Source organism: Novosphingobium naphthalenivorans NBRC 102051, from assembly GCF_001590985.1.
GTDB classification, from domain to species: Bacteria; Pseudomonadota; Alphaproteobacteria; order Sphingomonadales; family Sphingomonadaceae; genus Novosphingobium; species Novosphingobium naphthalenivorans.
In genome coordinates, this window is sequence record NZ_BCTX01000034.1 from 23094 (window position 1) to 39279 (window position 16186).

Genomic DNA, 16186 nt, shown 5'->3' on the forward strand with positions numbered 1-16186 from the left:
GAGAGCTTAGATGACCGAAGACGAAATTCCCAAGAAGGAATTCATTGAGGAGCAGCGCGCCTGGCTGAAGGCGCACCGCGCCGAGCTGGGCCTGTCGATCACCGACCTGTCCAAGCGGCTTGGCTTTCCCAATGGCACGCTTTCCAACTTCGTCAGCGAAAAGGGCTATGCGGGCCGCGAGCTGCCGATCGCGGAAGCGGTGCAGAAGTACCATGCCGGACTGATCGCCCGCGATACCACGTTTATCGATGCGCCGGACGTTCCCGGCTTCTTCCAAAGCCAGACCGCCGATGAAATCATCAATCTGCTGCACTGGTGCCGCAAGGGGAAGATGGTAGGCGGCGCGATCGGGTCTGGTTGCGGGAAAACGACGGCCTGCAAAGAGTTCGCGAGCCGATATCCTCACGTCTATGTCGTGAACCTGCTTCAATCGGATGGCCCTCCCGGACCGATGCACACGGCCGTGCTGGAGGTGCTGGGTGAGGAGAATGCGGCAGGGCAGCCCTCCTCGCTCTCACGCAGGATCATGAAGCGCCTGAGAACGATGCATATGCCGGTGTTGATCTTCGACGAAGCGCAGCACCTGACCGTAAAATCGCTCGAAGAAATCCGGGGCTGGCAGGAACACACCGGCGCGGGCGTGGCCTTTTTCGGCGACAAGCGGCTCCATACGCTGATCTTTCACGGCAAGGGCAAGGACGACATTCCGCAGTTCCGGCGCCGCATCAAGATGATGCCCGTGCGCCTGCAGCCCTATGTCCACGACGTGGCCATGCAGGCGGCAGCCTGGGGCATCGAGGATCGTCCCATGATCGTCGAGCTTCAGCGCCTGGCACAGCAGCCCGGCGGCCTGGGACTGGCTTCCGAAGTGCTGCAGGTGGCCGCCATGATCGCTTCGTCCGAACAGAAGAAGATGGACATCGGTCATCTCAAGCAAGCGATCGCCGATCGTAATCACGAAGGGATCGCGGCATGAGCGCGCGCGACTTCGTCAGCAAGGCCATCGAAGGCGGCGCGGACAAGCGTTTTCGCGTCAAGCTGGAAGGGCCGTTGATTGTTCCCGGCGAATTGCTGAGCCGGGCGCTGCTTGAGCTGAGGGGGTTCGTCGAATGCTACCTCGAATGCGGCTGTAATCTCGTCGATTACACAGAAGATGGCATCGCGCCGCGGCAGGCGCCCGAGAACCGGATTGTAATCGAATCCCAAAGCACCCTGATCGGGCTGATCCGTGAGATCGAAACGTATCTGGGAAAGCCATTTATCGGCCCCGACTGGCTCGACGAGATCATCGCACAGGGACCCGATTGGGCGGGAGGTGCGGCATGATCCGCCTCTTCCACCAATGGCGCGATGTCTTCCGCGAATACCGCACCGTGAAGCGCCTGCGTGACGATCTGACCGACATCGGCTTCGTTCTCATGATGACCGTTGGCGCGATGTGCTGGGGGACGCTGCTCGGCGCCGGCCTTTCCAATCTGCTGAGAGGAATGATCCATGGCTAACGCATCGCATAATCGCGCCGTTCCCGCCCGGTTCGACCGGCCGAAGAAGCGCCGCGATATCCTGCGCAGCAAGATCTTCGTCGCCAAGAAGGATCTGGAACGGCAGGGGCTGGATGAGGACGGCTATCGCCAGCTGCTTTTCGACACGACCGGCAAAATCAGCCTGAAGGACTGCAGCGACGACCAGATGGCCGTGATGGTCGAAGCCATGAAGGCAAAGGGATGGCAGGACCGGCCAAAGAGCGGGATCAAGGGCGCGGCCCAGCACAAGCTGGCACGCAAGGGCCGCGCCATGTGGATCTCGCTCTATCACCTGGGCGTCGTCCACAATCCTTCGGAAAAGGCATTCGAGACCTTCGCCTGCGGGCAGCTGAAATGCGACCGGCTGATCTGGGCGAAGCAATCGCACAGCGCTCCGCTGATCGAGGCGCTCAAGGACATGGCCGAGCGCAATGGCTGGAAGCAGACCGACCACAGGGGGGGCGCCCTAAAGCTGCTGGGGCTGAAGGAGAGCCTATGCAACGCGATCGTGCAGCGGCTGAAGGACGTGGGCGAAATCCCCGAGGACTGGACGCTGGACATAGCTGCCTACCGCCTGTGCAGCATTGTCACCGCCTGTGACGCGCCGTTTTCGGAAATCCAATACGACAATCTGGCCGGAGCCCTGGGCAATCACCTGCGCCCGGCGCTGGCCCGGAAAGGAGGTGCATGATGAAAAAGGTTCCCTTTAGCACCACGGTAGCTTTCGACAGCCTGCCCACGCTCAGCGCGGATCACCGCGCGGAACGCGCCCGTGCATGGCGCCGTATCGCCATCGCGCTGGCGGGCTTCTGGATCGTGGCCGCCTTCGCGATCGCGGCGCTGGTGTGATGGCTGCCTACGCCGCCTCCTCGCGAACGGGATCGCAGATCCTGGACGACCTGGCCGAAGTGATCGGCGAGGAGGCGGCGTTCGCGCTCGGCTGGGAATATATCGGCCTGCGCCTTTACATCCCGCGCGATCCTGCCTCCGAGCCCGGCCTTGCCAGCGCCGTGGGCGAGGAGCTGGCGCGCAAGGTCTGCGATACCTTCCACGGGACGCTGATCCCGTTTCCGCACAAGGCGGTGATCGAACGCCGCGTGCTGCAGCTGGCCGATCAGGGTAAGACGCGGTTCGACATTGCGCGCCAGCTCAAAATGCGCGAACGACGTGTGTACGAGATTCTCCAGCGCGAGCGCGACCGGCTCCAGGGCGATCTTTTCGACCTCTGAAATGTAGATGATGCGCGGGCGCATGTAACCCGCAACACTGCCCAAGCCCTATCGCCGGGGCATGGAACCGGCACCCTCAGACATCACCGTCACCGCCTACAGCCCGCGCTACCGCCACGCGTCGGATGAACTGATCGACGTGACCGAAGGTGGCGACAAGGTCACCAATGATCCTACCGATCGCGGCGGCACCACGAAGTTCGGCATGTCGCTGCGCTTCCTGGCCGCCGAAGGCGCCTTCGATGATGATGGCGACGGCAAGGCCGACTTCGACCTCGACATGGATGGCGACATCGACGGCCACGACGTGCGCCTGCTGACGCGCGGGGATGCGGTCTATCTCTATCACCGCTGTTTCTGGGTGCCGTTGGGCTGCGAAAGCCATCCGCGCCCGATCGGCGAAATGCTGTTCGACCAGGGCGTGAACGGCGGCCGGACAGCGGCGAAGAAGCTGCTGCAGCGCGCGCTTAACGCCTGCCTGGCCGAAGCCCGCACGAAGATGGGATCGAACAGCGCGCCGGACCTGCTCAAGGTCGACGGCACGCTCGGCGACATCAGCCGCGAGGCCGAGGACTGGGTTCTGAAGTATCCGGCGTTGGGAATGCCCGCGATCATTCGCGAATACCGCAATGCCGTGCGCGACCGCTACCGCGCGATCATTGCCCGGTTTCCCAGCCAGCAGAAGTACCGGCGCGGCTGGCTGGCCCGCGCTGAACGGCTGGGGCGGCTGTGATGGGCTGGCTGCAGACCGCGCGCCTCGCCGGCAGCCTGCTGGGCGCGCTTGCGCTGGGCACGTTGCTGTTCCTGGCAAAGGACCGCTTCCACCAGAAGGATCTGGCCGAAAAAGCCGCCCGCTGCGAAAGCGCGGCGATCTCCGCCAGCGAACCGCTCAAGGATTGCGGCTCCAACGTGCAGGCACGCGTGATGGCCGATCGGCACTCGATCCTGTGCCAGGCGGCGTTGCTGCCGGAACTGCGGCCGGAAACGCGGCACGATGCCAACCAGGAGTGCGACGCCGGCAGCCGGCGCCTGATCGCCCAGCTCGACGCCCGGGCCGACGAAGTGATCGCGCTGACGGCCGAGCTGTCACAGGTGCGTGAGGATACCGGCGCCGCGATCGCGCGCGCCGAGGCGCGCGGACGCGCCGAACAGACCAGGAGGAACAATGCGCAGAACGTGGTCGCGGCTCAGCCGCGTGGGCCTGACGGCAGCATCACTTGCGATGCTGCCTGCCTGCGGCAACTCGCTAACTGACGGCGCCGTGGCCAGCGCCCCGGCGCCCGTGATCGAGCGCCACATTGAAGTGAAGCTGGCCTGTCCGGCTGAAATGGATGCGCCGATCGCTCCGCGTCCGGTCGTACCCGATGGCGCCGAGCTGCGCGGAAATGCGGCAGGCATGTCATGGCTGGGAGAGTTCACCGCCTGGGCGAACGGTCTCTTCGGAACTCTCTTAGACGCACAGAAGGTATGCGCACATGGCTGACGACTTGCAGACAGTGAATCCCGATCAAGTCCCGGTCGTTGGCACCGTTCCGGAAAATGCATTCGTCTTCGTACAAGTCGAGGGCGGTCCGCTGCAGAAGGTGAGCTATAATTCCCTGCTGATAAAATTGATCGCGGCGGGTCTAGTGAAGTCTAACGAGGCTACCCTGCAGCTGGATCTGGCCTGGGCAGAGGATGTTGTTGCCCTGGTCGACAACGATCCCGATCCGTTAAAATGCGGATGGTGGCGCAAGACCGGTGCTGTCGATGCTGGTGAATGGGTGCAGTTCGAACAGCTAAGTAAAGCGGTACTCGCAGCCGTGCAGGCCATCCAGGCTTCTTTGACTGCATCAGTCGATGCCATCTCTACTGCGCTGCAGCCGGGCGATCCGGTCAGCGTTCTCGCCGAAGGCGCTGATGCCAAGATCATGACGGCCAAAGAGCGGGTCATCGCCGATATCGCGAAGTCATCGGACCAGGCCGATGCGCCTGAAGAGGTCTTGACCAGCCTTGGCACTACGTCTCCGGCGGCGGGTGTGGTCTCCACGAATTTCCGCAAAGTCGTGATCGTCAATGATCCAGCGCTGAGTTTTGCTGCGGACCGGATCATTCGGATCATCGGCACGGAATTTTCCACCGCGCTCGCCGGCCGTCTGGCTGAATTCTACCTGTTTGACATCACCGGTCTGCTCAAGTGGGCGAGCGGGGTGATTGATGCCAGCGCAGCGGGTGAACTTTTGTTTTCGCTGCCAGACTATTTGTTGACAGAGGCCGGAGACTACCTCGGCATTTGGAACTCTGCCGCACTCGCCGCCGATGGCATTCTGGTCCGCGACAATCAGGCCAATGGCCCTATCGGCCAGATTTTGTACAATCAAACGGCTCTCCTGCCGCAGTTGACGGTCGGCGAAACGTATGATGCGGGCACGGAGGGATATACTTCCGCGACGCGCTACCTTCCCGCGATTTATGCAGTGCATTCGCCGAAACAGGCCCTTGTCGCGACGCGCTGGGCGAACAAGGCAAACGGCTGGGCAAAGCTGGATGCAAATGCGCGTGCACCGATGAAGATTATGCCGGACGCTATTTCCGGCAGCAAGCGCCGTCCTGCGGATGAAACGACGGAACAGACGTTCGGCCGCCTGACAACGAGTTATGCGGAGGCGGCGGGTCGTCTCGCGATTACCTGCACCTCGGATATCTCTACTGTCGCGGGAAAGCTGCAATCGGCCCGCGTGAAGACGATAGGCGCCACTGCGGCACGTTCCGTCGCATTCTGGGCCTATGATGACAGTGGCGCAGTCACGTGGCATTCGGATGCAATTCCCGCGCCCGATACCGGAACTTATGAATGGGTCGCGTCGCTCGAAGACGACATCGCCATCGCGATCGGCTCTGGCGTCGGTGCGACGGTTGACACCGAGGTTAGCGGAAACGGAAAAGGCATTGCCGTCGGGATCGACGCGGCGGCGATTGCCGGAAACACTGTCAGATACAAGAGCACACAGCCGATCACGTCCCCCGCAGTCGGTGAGAACATCACCAGCGGGACCTGGGGAGCCCACGACGACTATGAAGTCCAGATCGAATACACCGTCCAAACCAAGGACGGGGTCGTAACAGTTGGATATCTGGGCAAAGCGAATGGCGCGGCCTCTCTGGATGCCAGCGGCAAAGTTCCGTTAGGTCAAATGCCATCCGGCGCAGGCGCTTTAACGGATCTCGCCACTGCGCTGACGGTGCCCGCCAGCCCTGCGGCAGCCGCTGACAGCCAGACGGATGAAATCGTGCTTGTCATCGGCAATTCGATCGATGCTGGAGGGGCCGCCAGTGCGTCCGGCGGTGATGCGCATTACGGTGTCTGGCAGCAGACCCGCGACTATCTGGGTTGGACCCTGCACAATCTCGCCGTTCCGGGATCGTTGATCACAGGCTGGGCTGCGGACGAAAACAGCGTGCGCACCGATGCTCTGGCACTCGCGGGTCTGACCAAGATCATCATCGGTTTTGGCGAGAACGATGCGCTGCTGACAGTGGGTTCGAGCACCGATCTCTATCCCGGCAATGATACTTTCGCGGGCAGGCTCAACCAGATTATCGACGATCTCGGCACTGCATTCCCAAGCGCATCAATATTTCTGCGCAGCAACATATCGCCATGGCCCACTTACGGCGGGGCGCAGTGGGGGCCGCCGCAGTGGCTTGACCTCAAGCAGATTGATGCTGTTCGCGAGCAGATCGCTATCGAACAGGGCCTGGAATATCTCGATTTCCGTGAGTTCCTGCCCCGACCTCCGTTCGTCGGTAACTTTCTCGCCGATGGTCTGCATCCCGGAGACTTGGGACACACGGAAATCCTGACGCCCATTGCCATCCAGTTTTTCGGCGGGTTCTAGCGTGATCGCATCGGTGTCTTTTCCTAAGTTCGCGGCGGGCTGGTTGCCAATGCTCGCCGTCACTGCCGCGGTCGACCCGGTCCCACGCCTGGCCGATGCCTTCGCGTTCCGGCTCGGCGGCTTCATCGTGCCGCCGGTCACGTGCGTGCTCGGCCTGCTGGGCGTGGTCATGGCGCGGCCGCTGGTGCGTAAGCAGGAGCAGGCGCTGGGGCTGCCGCTGTTCCTGCTGGTCTCGGCGATCCTGCTGATCATGGTCGAGCTGTGGATCTTGGACAGCCGGCCGGGCGCACTGTTCGCCTTCGTCATCGCGATCGGCGTGGGTTTCTCCGGCTATTCGCTGATCGAGCTGGCCGGCGGCCAGGTGAAAGACATGGCGCGGCGCGTGCTGGCGCGCGGTTCCGCCGATGGGGGTGATGTGTGAGCGAGAACTGGTTCGAACTGGGCGTTATCGTCTTCATCATCATCGGCATTGCCGCCGCCGTGCGGGCCGGGCAGGCCAACCCCGAAGGCACCGGCACGCTGGGCAAGAAGTTCACCGCTCTGGAGGGCGATGTGAGAACCATGCAGGGCGACGTGCGCAAGATCGAGCGCCGCGTGGGACATATCGAAACGTCTTCCGCCAAATCATCGGACATCGTGCGGCTGGAGAAACTGGTCGAGGATCAGGGCAAGCAGCTCGACGAACAGAACCGCCACCTGGCCAAGCTGGGAGAAGCCGTCGCCGCGAGCCGGTCTGCGGGTGAGCAGCGCGGAAAGCAGCTGGACCGGCTCTATGACTTCATCGTGGAAAGGGGGATGAGCAAGTGAGCCTCGCATCCGAATTTACGGCGCGCCACGGCGAGCTGGTGCGGCTTACCGTCCTGCAGCTGCTGGGCGAACTGTCCTCGAACAGCGCGATCGAGGAGCTGATCCTGCCGCCGATCGAGGCGATGGACCTGCCCTGCACGATGGATCAGCTTCGTGGCCATCTGAGCTGGCTGGCCGAACAGGGCCTGATCGAGATCGAGAACAACAAGCGCGGTGGACTTACCGCATACTTGCTGGAGCGCGGCCGGGAAGTGGCGCGCGGCGCCGCGACAGCGCCGGGTGTCGCGCGGGCGAAGCTGAGAGGCTGACGCATGGCGCTCACTCCCGCCCAGGCCAAGGCGCGCCGGAAGAAGAACCGGCCCAGCTCGATCGACCGGCTCGATCCGGAGATCCGTGAGCTGATCGGGCACCTGCGCGTGGACAAGGGCTTCACGATCGACGAGATCCGCCAGCGCCTGATCGAGATGGGCGAACAGAAGGTGCCGAGCCGTTCGGCGCTAGGCCGCCACGTGCGCGATTTCGCGGATGTGAGTGCCGAGCTGCGCGACACCCAGATCTATGCCGAGGCGCTGGCGAAGAGCCACGCCGACGCGAACCAGAGCCAGCTGCTGGACGTGAACATGCAGCTGCTGCAGGCGAACATGTTCAAGCTGATGCTGGCCAGCAAGGACGGCGAAGGCATCCAGCTCGGCCCGAAGGACGCCAAGGACTTCGCCGACGCGCTGCGCTCGATCGCGCTGACCCGCAAGACGGACATGGACGTGATCGAGAAGGCGGAGCGCCGCGCGGCCGAGAAGGCGACGGCCGACGCCGCCGAAAAGGCCACCACGGCGGCGCGTCAGAAGGGGCTCAGCAAGGATACCGTCGATGCCATCCGCTACGCGGTGCTGGGGAGTGACCAGTGATGGAGCGTTGCCGCGTTTGCCGCAGCCTGCTGACCGAGCGCATTGATATCGCGATCGGCCTCTGCGCCTTGCATTCATTCCGCGATCCGTACCGGAAGCCGGAACCGGTTGAACATGACACGATCGCCGATTCCGATGGGGACGATGGCGCATGACGGCTCTCGCTTCCCGCCTCCCGCCGCGCCCGCGCGGCGTTCGCAAACACTGGCGCAAGGTTTCGCCCAGCCTTACCGAATGCGGTGCGCGGATGCGCGATCTATGCCCCTGGGCGACCGATCTGGGCGATCCCGTCGAAGCGCAGGAATTCTGGTATCGCGGATCGCTGAAACGGATCGAGGCCATCTTTGCCGATGGGCAGCATGTGTCGCTCAGCCGCCACGCATCGGGGCACTTCGTCTATCGCGTCAGGATGGCGGCATGATGGATGACGATGACGAGGAGCTGCTCGATTTCGATTCCGCGTATCGCATTGCGTCTTTGATCGTAGAAGCATGTGATCGCGTAAAGCCCATGCACGCGATTGCGCCGGGAGCTGTCGCAACAACCGCGATCGAAATCGACGACATCAAGTTCCGCATTCAGATCTCCTGCGAGGGCCCGGCATGAAGCTCTCCCCCGCAGACCAGGCTAAGCGCGCTGCCGAGATCCGCGCCCGCGAGATCCAGGGCGACCGGCTTGCGTCCGAGGCGGCGATCATGCGCCTGCCCAAGGGCGACCTGCTGCTCGGCTATCAGCAGCGCACGGTGGACCTGCTGTTCGCGGGCACCGCGCTTCTGGTCATCGAGAAGAGCCGCCGTATCGGCCTGACGTGGGGCGTGGCTTCATTCGCAGCGCTGAAGGCGGCCAGCTCGATCGCGGCCGGTGGCTCCAATGTCTGGTACATGGGCTACGATAAGGACATGACGCTCGAATTTATCGAGGTCACGGCCATGTGGGCCCGCGCGTTCGGGCTGGTCGCGGGCGAGCTGCAGGAAGAGGAAGTCCTCTACACCGACGAAAACGGCAAGGAACAGGGGATCAAGGCGTTCTCGATCCGGTTCGCCTCGGGCTTCCGCGTCACGGCGCTGCCCAGCGTGCCGCGTGCCCTGCGCGGCAAGCAGGGCGTGGTGATCATCGACGAAGCCGCGTTCCACAAGGACGTGAACGAAGTGATCAAGTCGGCCATGGCGCTGCTGATCTGGGGCGGCCAGGTCGTGGTCATTTCCACGCATGACGGCGTGGCCAACCCGTTCAACGTGCTGCTGGAAGAGATCCGTGCGGGCAAGCGCAAGGGCATGCCGCTGAAGATCACCTTCCGCGATGCGATGGAGGCCGGGCTCTACGAACGCGTGGCTATGGTCTCGCGCACCAAGGGCACCGAGCTTGATCCGAAGGAACAGTGGGAAGCCGATATCCGCGCCGCCTATGGCGACGACGCGGGCGAGGAGCTGGACTGCATCCCCAAGCTGGGCGCTGGTGCGCTCATCAGCCTGGAGGACATTCTCGCCTGCGAATCGGATGAAGCCGGAAGGCCAGAACTTTACACGGGCGGACTGTGTTACGGCGGACGCGACGTGGCGCGCCGGCGTGACGGTCAGATCCAACTCATCTTCGAGCTTATGGGCGACGTTCTATGGGAACGCGACGGCTATCGCGAATACGGTCAGACTTTCGCGCATCAGGATGCCTACTTCGACAAGAGCTTCCTCGACTGGCGCATGGTGCAGTGGCGGGTTGACCAGACCGGCATGGGTGAAAAGGTGGTCGAGGATCTTGTGATCAAGCACGGCTCCTCTCGCGTCGTTGGTGTGATGTTGACGGGGCCGGAACGCGTTAATTTGGCCATCGGCCTGCAGAAGGTATTTCAGGAGCGCAAGATCCGCTTGCGGTCTGACCCCCGCACCCGCGCCGATCTCATGGCCATCAAGAAAATGGGAAGCGAGCAGGCCGGTACTGTTCGCATCGTCAATGACGGCGATATCCATGCGGACGAATTCTGGGCCTATGCACTGGCCTGCCAGGCGCGTGAGTATGCCGGTTCGTTGTTCGAATATCGGGGCATCGGCCAGGGAGAGAGCTGGCGTGGGCCGAAGCGAGGCTCGCCCGGCTACGTCAATCCGAAAGACCTGCCCGGATACGGCCAGAGCCGGTTCGGGCAACGCAGGGGAACATGGTAATGGATATCGAGCCTCGCGAAGATCACTTCGTCATTCGTCATTCCGGCCAGATCGTAAATCAGCGCTTCCCCACGGAAGATGATGCCTGGGCATGGGCAGACATGCACATCGACGATCAGGTTTTCGATTCCCCGAACAATTGGTCTCCGCCGATCGACTATGAGGCCAGCGCCAATGGCTAACCCGCCCGCCCTTGTCCTGCCCGATGGCCGGCCGCTCACGCGCGAGAGCCTGGGCGGCGAGATCGCCAAGCCCTCGCGCGCATCGATCCGCACGATCCAGTCAGGCCACCCGGCGCAGGGCCTCACGCCCGGCCGTCTGGCGCAGCTGCTGCGCTCGGCCGAGCAAGGCGATGCCACGGCCTATTACGAGCTGGCCGAGGAGATGGAGGAGAAGGATCTCCACTATCTGGCGCTGCTGCGTACCCGTAAGCTGGCCGTCGCGCAGCTGCCAATCGAGGTGGAACCGGCTGACGACAGCGTCCAGGCCAAGGAAGATGCCAAGCTGATCGAGGACTGGCTCGATCGCGACATGCTGGAAACCGAGCTGTTCGACATCCTCGATGCGATCGGCAAGGGCGTGTCCGCCACCGAAATCCTGTGGGACATGAAGCCGAAGAGCTGGATGCCCCGCGCGCTCAAGTGGCGCGATCCGCGCTGGTTCAAGTTCGATGATGATACCGGCGAGGAACTGCTGCTGCGCGGCGGGCCGGACGGAACCGGGACCGATACGCCGCTGCCCGCTGGCAAGTTCATCGTGCACGCTCATCCCAGCAAGTCCGGCCTGCCGGTACGCGGCGGTCTCGCGCGGATCGCGGCCTGGGGCTACATGTTCAAGAACTTCGCGATCAAGGACTGGGTGACGTTCCTGGAACGCTATGGCCAGCCCTTGCGCATCGGCAAGTACGGCCCGAACGAAAGCGAGGAGAACAAGGCGATCCTCTACCGCGCGCTGTGGGAACTGGGCAGCGACGCGGCGGCAGCCTTCCCCGAAACCATGAGCGTGGACTTCGTGGACCGCAAGGCGGGCACCGCGCCGAACGACCTGTGGAAGAGCCACGCCGAGTACATCGACGAGCAGCTTTCCAAGGCAGTGCTCGGCCAGACCAGCACCACGGATGCCAAGGCGGGCGGGCTCGGTTCCGGGCAGGCGGACAGCCATAGCAAGGTGGCGGAGACGATCGAGCGCGCCGATGCCAAGCTGCTCGCCGCCACGCTCAACCGCGATGCCGTCGTGCCAATCGTCATGCTCAACCGGGGACCGCGCGAGAAGTATCCCCGGCTCAAGATCGGCCGTCCCGACGAGGAGGACATCAAGCTCTCGATCGAGAGCGCCGAGAAGCTCACGAACCTTGGCGTCAAAATCGATGGCGAGGAGATGCGCGAACGCGCCGGGCTGCCCGCCGCGAAGAGTGATGAGACGGCGCTGAAACCGGGTGGCGTAAATTCGCCTCAGGAGGCCGCTGGGGCGCCTGCGGGGGCGGTGCCCGCCAAAAATCCCGCGCCTGCCCTCTTAAACCCTCTTAAATCGACGACAGCGGCAAGTCCGGGCGAGACCGGAACCCTGCAATCGCAGTCCGCAGCGTTGCAGGAACGCCAGCCCGATGCCCTGGCGCTGACCACGGACGAGGCGCTGGGCGACTGGGAAGCCATGGTGACGCCGCTGCTCGATCCGGTGGATGCGCTGATCGCCGGTTGCGAGACGCTGGGTGAGCTGCAATCGCGCCTGGCTGAAGCGATGGACGGCATGGACCCGGCGGTGTTCACCGAGGCGCTGGCACGCGGTCTGTTCGCGGCGCGGATCTCGGGCGAGGCGAAGCCCGGCAAGAATGCGGGGTGACGCGTGGCCGCCGGTGATCTGCACCAGGACGATCTGAGCATCGCCTTCACCTTCAGCCGGTCGGAGGCGGCAGTCTATACCGACGCGGCCGGGGCGGCGCAGACGGCGGCGGTGGATGCGCCGCGCTTCGATCACGATGGCACCGGCAGCGCGCGTGGGCTGCTGATGACGGCCGGGTCTGATCTGGGCACGCAGGACCGGATCGCCATCGATCCGCTGATGCTGCCCGAGGCGATGGTGGCTGGCCCCCGGCCGGTCGACCGTGAGGCCACCGTGTTTCATGCCTTCGTGGCGCTGGGCGTCGATCCCTGGGCGGTCGAGCGCCGCGCCTGGTACACGCGCAATGCGCCCGCGCTGATCGACGGGCTGCTAAGCCAGCAAGGGCATCATCTGGAAATCGGCGTGATCACCGGCTTTCGTGCCAATCTCGGCGGCTATGTCCGGCTGCGCGGGAAAGTGTGGACGCTGGCGACCGGGATCGCGGGCAACGCCGCCGGCGCCGCGCTGACCACCGATGCGGCCGGAACCCTGCCGCTGATCGTCGCCGGAGCGGAGGCACCCTGATGGCAGTCAATCGCTACAAGTCGCTTGATCCGCTGATAGAATTGCGTTGTCCGGACTGCGGCGAGACGATGCGTACCGCGCGGCTCGATGACGATCCGCCCGAAGCAACGGTGTGCGAGATCATCTGCCCGGACTGTGATGACGGAGATTTCCACGCCGCGCGCTTCATCGACCGGTACGGCAACGAGGTTCGTTGATGGCTGACGAACCGCTCCCGCGCCTCGATCCCAAGGAGGCCATCGCCTGGTTCCGTGCCAAGGGCTATGTGATCGGCTTCGACTGGCAGGACGTGTGGCAGGAAGAACATGCCCGCGCCTTCACCGTCGCCAAGGCGATGAGCCGCGATCTGCTGGAGGATATCCGGGCCGAGGTGGACAAGGCCCTGGCCGAAGGCACCACGCTGCGCGATTTCACCAAGGCGCTGCGCCCCCGGCTGCAGGCACGCGGGTGGTGGGGCAAGGCGCTGCAGGAAGATCCCGCAACGGGGGAAACGAAGGTGGTGCAGCTGGGCAGCCCGGCCCGGCTGCGCACGATCTACGAGACGAACCTGCGCACCAGCTATGCAGCGGGCAAGTGGCAGCGCATCGAGCGCGCGAAGAAGACGCTGCCCTACCTGCGCTACGTCTCCGTGATGGACGGACGCGAACGGCCGCAGCACCATGACTGGCACGGCACGATCCTGCTCGTCGATGATCCCTGGTGGGAAACGCATAATCCGCCCTGCGGCTGGGGTTGCCGCTGCGATACGCAATCGCTCAACCTGCGGATGATGGCGCGAAAGGGCTGGACCGTGACCGAGCCGCGCAAGTTCCCCGAGCGCGAATACGTCAACCGGCGCACCGGCGAAGTCACCCGGCTGGAACAGGGCATCGATCCGGGCTGGAGCTACAACGTCGGCAAGGCCCCGCTGGACGGGCTCACCCCGGCGCCGCGCCTCGGCAAGATGTCCGGCGACGCGGGCGAGCTGCAGGCAATTCTCTCAGAAGACGCTTATGCACCGCTGAGAACCTTCTTTGCGGCCTTTGGGATGAACACGCGCGCCGCCGCCGTGAAGGGCACGGTGTGGACCGATCCGGCCGGGTGGCCGCTGGCGATCTCGGCCGGGCTGCTGCGCGGTGCGGATGGGGCGATGGTGCCGCTGGACGCCGCCCAGGCGCGCTCGCTCGGCATGGCGGCGCAAGTGCTGCGCGAGCCCGATACGATCGGCTGGGTCTGGGTGACGGGGCAGGACGGCCGGGCGATGCTGGTGCGCCGCTACAAGTCGGCGGCGGGCGTGGTCGACATAGGCGGCGCCTTCTGGCGCTGGCAGGCAGGCCCGGCGCGCGGGCTGAAGGATCGGCTGGTTGTCCGGAAAGCTCAACCAGCGTCGAACAATTGAAACGGTTCTATCAGCACGAAGGATCTTCCATCGTTGACACCGTCCTTCTGTTCAACGGAGATCATCTCACAATCCAAGGCCAGAAGTGTACCTTCGTAATAATCTTCAACGACCACCGGCGTCGCCGCACCGGCTTTGGCTTCCAGCGCCTTGAGCACTGCGATAAGTTCCCCCAGTTTGATGGTCGGTTGCATGGTCGCTATCCTCAATGCGTCTGACAGGTTGGCCAATTAGGATTTCGTTCGGCTATTGTCGAATCGATCTCAGCCCGGGTAAGCAGGCGCAGTCATAGCCCGCCGAGCGATTGCCGGTCATGATGCGCCCGCGCAGGTAACAGTCCCTTCCGGCACCACGCTACCCAGCGGGCATGACGCAGCCCGCACTCTCCGAAATCGAAGGCAGCACGATTGCCAGCGCGATCGAACTCGACGCGCAGGGCAAGGCGCCCCGGCGGATGAAGCTGCTGCCCTACGGCACGTACCGGGGGCGTGACGGTCGCGGTCCCTATGTGCTGGAGCCGGGCACGCATGCCGAACAGGTGATCGCCGCCACCCGCGACTATTACGGCGGGAACGACATGATGGTCGATTACGATCATCAGTCCGCGCTCGCCGCCGTGCCCGGTGTGGGCGGCACCGCCAGGGCTTCCGGGTGGATCAAGACCGGTACTCTCACGGCCGAGGCCGATGGCATCTGGGCCGATGTCGAATGGACCGAGATGGCCGCCGCCGCCATCGAAAACAAGGAATACCGGTACCACTCCCCGTGGTTCTTCCGGCACCCCGAAACCGGCCGGATCACGCGCATCCGCAATGCCGGGCTGACCAATTCCCCCAACCTCGATCTTCCCGCTCTCGCGTCCGCCCAGGGCGGCGCTTCAGGAGAAAGTGAACCGATGACCCAGATTGCACTGGCGCCGCTTGTAACGGCGCTGGCCCTGTCGGCGAATGCCGGTGAGGCCGAAGTGCTCGCCGCGATCGGCGGGCTCAAGGACAAGGCGCAGGCCGGTGAGACCGTTCTCGCCAGCGCCCGCGCCACGCTCGGCCTGGGCGCCGACGCCGATGGCGAAGCCGTGCTGGCCGCCGTGGGCACCGCCGTCGAAGGCGCGAAGGCGGGCGAGCCCGATCCGCGCAAGTGGGTGCCCAAGGCGGGCTTCGACGAACTCAAGGGGCGCGTGGACAAGCTGGACGAGGATCGCGTCCTCGCCATGGTCGATGCTGCCAGCAGTGGCGATGCGCCCAAGCTGACCCCGGCAATGCGCGACTGGGCCATCAAGCTCGGCAAGCGCGATATCGGCGAGCTGCAGAGCTTCCTCGATACAGCGCCTGCTTTCGAGGGGGCGAAGTCCACCGTGAAGGGTGAGCCGCCTGCAGCCGAGAAGGGCAAGCTGACCGAGGAAGAAGCCGAGATCTGCGCCGCCATGGGGATGACCAAGGAGGACTTCCTCAAAACCCGCGACGAAGAGGAGGCGCTCTGATGGCCGCACTTACCGAAGCTCGCCTCACCAAGGAACGAGACGGCACAACCTTTGGGCGCGGTGTAGCCGCGACCAAGATCATTCACGAAGGGGCGTTGGTATGCCTGTCAGCGACTGGGTTCGCGACGCCCGGTGCGACCGCGACCACGCTGACCGCTGATGGTATTGCGCTGCAGTCAGTCGACAATTCGGCGGGGGCGGATGGCGATCTGACTGTCGAAGTCAAGCGCGGCACATTCCAGTTCGCCAACTCGGCTGCTGCCGATGCCATCACCGCCGCCGAGATCGGGGACACTGCCTACATCGTCGATGACCAGACCGTCGCCAAGACGGACGGAACGGGTACCCGCTCGGCGGCGGGCAAGATCGTCGATGTCGATGCCCAGGGCGTCTGGGTGAAGATCGGCTGAGGCCGGGAACAGAGGAACTC

26 protein-coding genes are annotated in these 16186 nt (G+C 64.1%); 25 read left to right on the top strand and 1 reads right to left on the bottom strand.

Features of this window, described 5'->3' with window-relative positions; translation table 11 throughout:
* Positions 1-10 precede the first annotated feature (10 nt).
* From NN5_RS12625 to NN5_RS12725, 23 genes are all read left to right on the top strand, one after another.
* Positions 11-976, top strand: coding sequence for an AAA family ATPase (locus tag NN5_RS12625; RefSeq protein WP_067734461.1), 966 nt, complete (start codon positions 11-13; stop codon positions 974-976).
* The gene (locus tag NN5_RS12630) at positions 973-1326 is read left to right on the top strand and encodes a type I phosphoribosyltransferase (RefSeq protein WP_067734462.1); all 354 of its coding nucleotides are present in this window, start codon (positions 973-975) and stop codon (positions 1324-1326) included. The genes NN5_RS12625 and NN5_RS12630 overlap by 4 nt, the downstream gene beginning before the upstream one ends.
* On the top strand, positions 1323-1502 hold the full coding sequence (locus NN5_RS12635; protein WP_067734463.1) for a hypothetical protein: 180 nt from the start codon (positions 1323-1325) through the stop codon (positions 1500-1502). The genes NN5_RS12630 and NN5_RS12635 overlap by 4 nt, the downstream gene beginning before the upstream one ends.
* Positions 1495-2214, top strand: coding sequence for a regulatory protein GemA (locus NN5_RS12640; RefSeq protein WP_067734464.1), 720 nt, complete (start codon positions 1495-1497; stop codon positions 2212-2214). The genes NN5_RS12635 and NN5_RS12640 overlap by 8 nt, the downstream gene beginning before the upstream one ends.
* Positions 2214-2372 carry a hypothetical protein gene (locus tag NN5_RS25855; RefSeq protein ID WP_157081120.1) on the top strand — a complete coding sequence of 53 codons (159 nt, stop codon included), beginning with the start codon at positions 2214-2216 and terminating at the stop codon, positions 2370-2372. The genes NN5_RS12640 and NN5_RS25855 overlap by 1 nt, the downstream gene beginning before the upstream one ends.
* The gene (locus NN5_RS12645; protein WP_067734465.1) at positions 2372-2752 is read left to right on the top strand and encodes a hypothetical protein; all 381 of its coding nucleotides are present in this window, start codon (positions 2372-2374) and stop codon (positions 2750-2752) included. Before NN5_RS25855 ends, NN5_RS12645 begins: the two co-directional genes overlap by 1 nt.
* A gap of 61 nt (positions 2753-2813) precedes the next feature.
* A complete protein-coding gene (locus NN5_RS12650; RefSeq protein ID WP_067734466.1) occupies positions 2814-3485 on the top strand; it encodes a glycosyl hydrolase 108 family protein in 672 nt (223 codons plus the stop codon).
* A complete protein-coding gene (locus tag NN5_RS12655) occupies positions 3485-4006 on the top strand; it encodes a hypothetical protein (protein ID WP_067734467.1) in 522 nt (173 codons plus the stop codon). The genes NN5_RS12650 and NN5_RS12655 overlap by 1 nt, the downstream gene beginning before the upstream one ends.
* Positions 4007-4013: 7 nt before the next feature.
* Entirely contained in the window at positions 4014-4235 is a 222-nt protein-coding gene (locus tag NN5_RS12660) for a hypothetical protein (RefSeq protein WP_067734468.1), read from the top strand.
* Positions 4228-6630 carry an SGNH/GDSL hydrolase family protein gene (locus tag NN5_RS12665; RefSeq protein ID WP_067734469.1) on the top strand — a complete coding sequence of 801 codons (2403 nt, stop codon included), beginning with the start codon at positions 4228-4230 and terminating at the stop codon, positions 6628-6630. Before NN5_RS12660 ends, NN5_RS12665 begins: the two co-directional genes overlap by 8 nt.
* Before the next feature lies 1 nt (position 6631).
* A complete protein-coding gene (locus NN5_RS12670) occupies positions 6632-7051 on the top strand; it encodes a hypothetical protein (protein ID WP_157081122.1) in 420 nt (139 codons plus the stop codon).
* Positions 7048-7437, top strand: a complete 390-nt coding sequence (locus NN5_RS12675; protein ID WP_067734471.1) for a hypothetical protein — start codon at positions 7048-7050, stop codon at positions 7435-7437. Before NN5_RS12670 ends, NN5_RS12675 begins: the two co-directional genes overlap by 4 nt.
* Entirely contained in the window at positions 7434-7745 is a 312-nt protein-coding gene (locus tag NN5_RS12680; RefSeq protein WP_067734472.1) for a VpaChn25_0724 family phage protein, read from the top strand. The genes NN5_RS12675 and NN5_RS12680 overlap by 4 nt, the downstream gene beginning before the upstream one ends.
* A 3-nt stretch (positions 7746-7748) precedes the next feature.
* Positions 7749-8342, top strand: coding sequence for a phage protein Gp27 family protein (locus NN5_RS12685; RefSeq protein ID WP_067734473.1), 594 nt, complete (start codon positions 7749-7751; stop codon positions 8340-8342).
* Positions 8342-8497: a hypothetical protein gene (locus tag NN5_RS25860; protein WP_157081123.1), complete on the top strand. Its 156-nt coding sequence runs from the start codon at positions 8342-8344 to the stop codon at positions 8495-8497. The genes NN5_RS12685 and NN5_RS25860 overlap by 1 nt, the downstream gene beginning before the upstream one ends.
* On the top strand, positions 8494-8763 hold the full coding sequence (locus NN5_RS12690) for a hypothetical protein (protein WP_067734474.1): 270 nt from the start codon (positions 8494-8496) through the stop codon (positions 8761-8763). The genes NN5_RS25860 and NN5_RS12690 overlap by 4 nt, the downstream gene beginning before the upstream one ends.
* Positions 8760-8948 carry a hypothetical protein gene (locus tag NN5_RS12695; protein ID WP_067734475.1) on the top strand — a complete coding sequence of 63 codons (189 nt, stop codon included), beginning with the start codon at positions 8760-8762 and terminating at the stop codon, positions 8946-8948. The genes NN5_RS12690 and NN5_RS12695 overlap by 4 nt, the downstream gene beginning before the upstream one ends.
* Complete coding sequence (locus NN5_RS12700; RefSeq protein ID WP_067734476.1) at positions 8945-10498, top strand: phage terminase large subunit family protein; 1554 nt, start codon at positions 8945-8947, stop codon at positions 10496-10498. Before NN5_RS12695 ends, NN5_RS12700 begins: the two co-directional genes overlap by 4 nt.
* Positions 10498-10680 carry a hypothetical protein gene (locus NN5_RS26335; RefSeq protein ID WP_067734477.1) on the top strand — a complete coding sequence of 61 codons (183 nt, stop codon included), beginning with the start codon at positions 10498-10500 and terminating at the stop codon, positions 10678-10680. Before NN5_RS12700 ends, NN5_RS26335 begins: the two co-directional genes overlap by 1 nt.
* On the top strand, positions 10673-12337 hold the full coding sequence (locus NN5_RS12710) for a DUF935 domain-containing protein (protein ID WP_067734478.1): 1665 nt from the start codon (positions 10673-10675) through the stop codon (positions 12335-12337). The genes NN5_RS26335 and NN5_RS12710 overlap by 8 nt, the downstream gene beginning before the upstream one ends.
* Positions 12338-12340: 3 nt before the next feature.
* Entirely contained in the window at positions 12341-12901 is a 561-nt protein-coding gene (locus NN5_RS12715; protein ID WP_067734479.1) for a hypothetical protein, read from the top strand.
* Positions 12901-13098: a hypothetical protein gene (locus NN5_RS12720; RefSeq protein WP_067734480.1), complete on the top strand. Its 198-nt coding sequence runs from the start codon at positions 12901-12903 to the stop codon at positions 13096-13098. Before NN5_RS12715 ends, NN5_RS12720 begins: the two co-directional genes overlap by 1 nt.
* Positions 13098-14279 (top strand): phage head morphogenesis protein, encoded by a 1182-nt coding sequence (locus tag NN5_RS12725; RefSeq protein WP_067734481.1) that lies wholly within the window; start codon positions 13098-13100, stop codon positions 14277-14279. The genes NN5_RS12720 and NN5_RS12725 overlap by 1 nt, the downstream gene beginning before the upstream one ends.
* Here the strand turns inward: NN5_RS12725 and NN5_RS12730 are convergent.
* Positions 14258-14473, bottom strand: a complete 216-nt coding sequence (locus NN5_RS12730) for a hypothetical protein (protein WP_067734482.1) — start codon at positions 14471-14473, stop codon at positions 14258-14260. The two genes, NN5_RS12725 and NN5_RS12730, sit on opposite strands and share 22 nt — an antisense overlap.
* 173 nt (positions 14474-14646) lie before the next feature.
* Between NN5_RS12730 and NN5_RS12735 the strand changes: the two genes are divergently transcribed.
* Positions 14647-15756, top strand: coding sequence for a phage protease (locus NN5_RS12735; protein WP_067734483.1), 1110 nt, complete (start codon positions 14647-14649; stop codon positions 15754-15756).
* A complete protein-coding gene (locus NN5_RS12740; RefSeq protein WP_067734484.1) occupies positions 15756-16166 on the top strand; it encodes a hypothetical protein in 411 nt (136 codons plus the stop codon). Before NN5_RS12735 ends, NN5_RS12740 begins: the two co-directional genes overlap by 1 nt.
* Positions 16167-16186 lie beyond the last annotated feature (20 nt).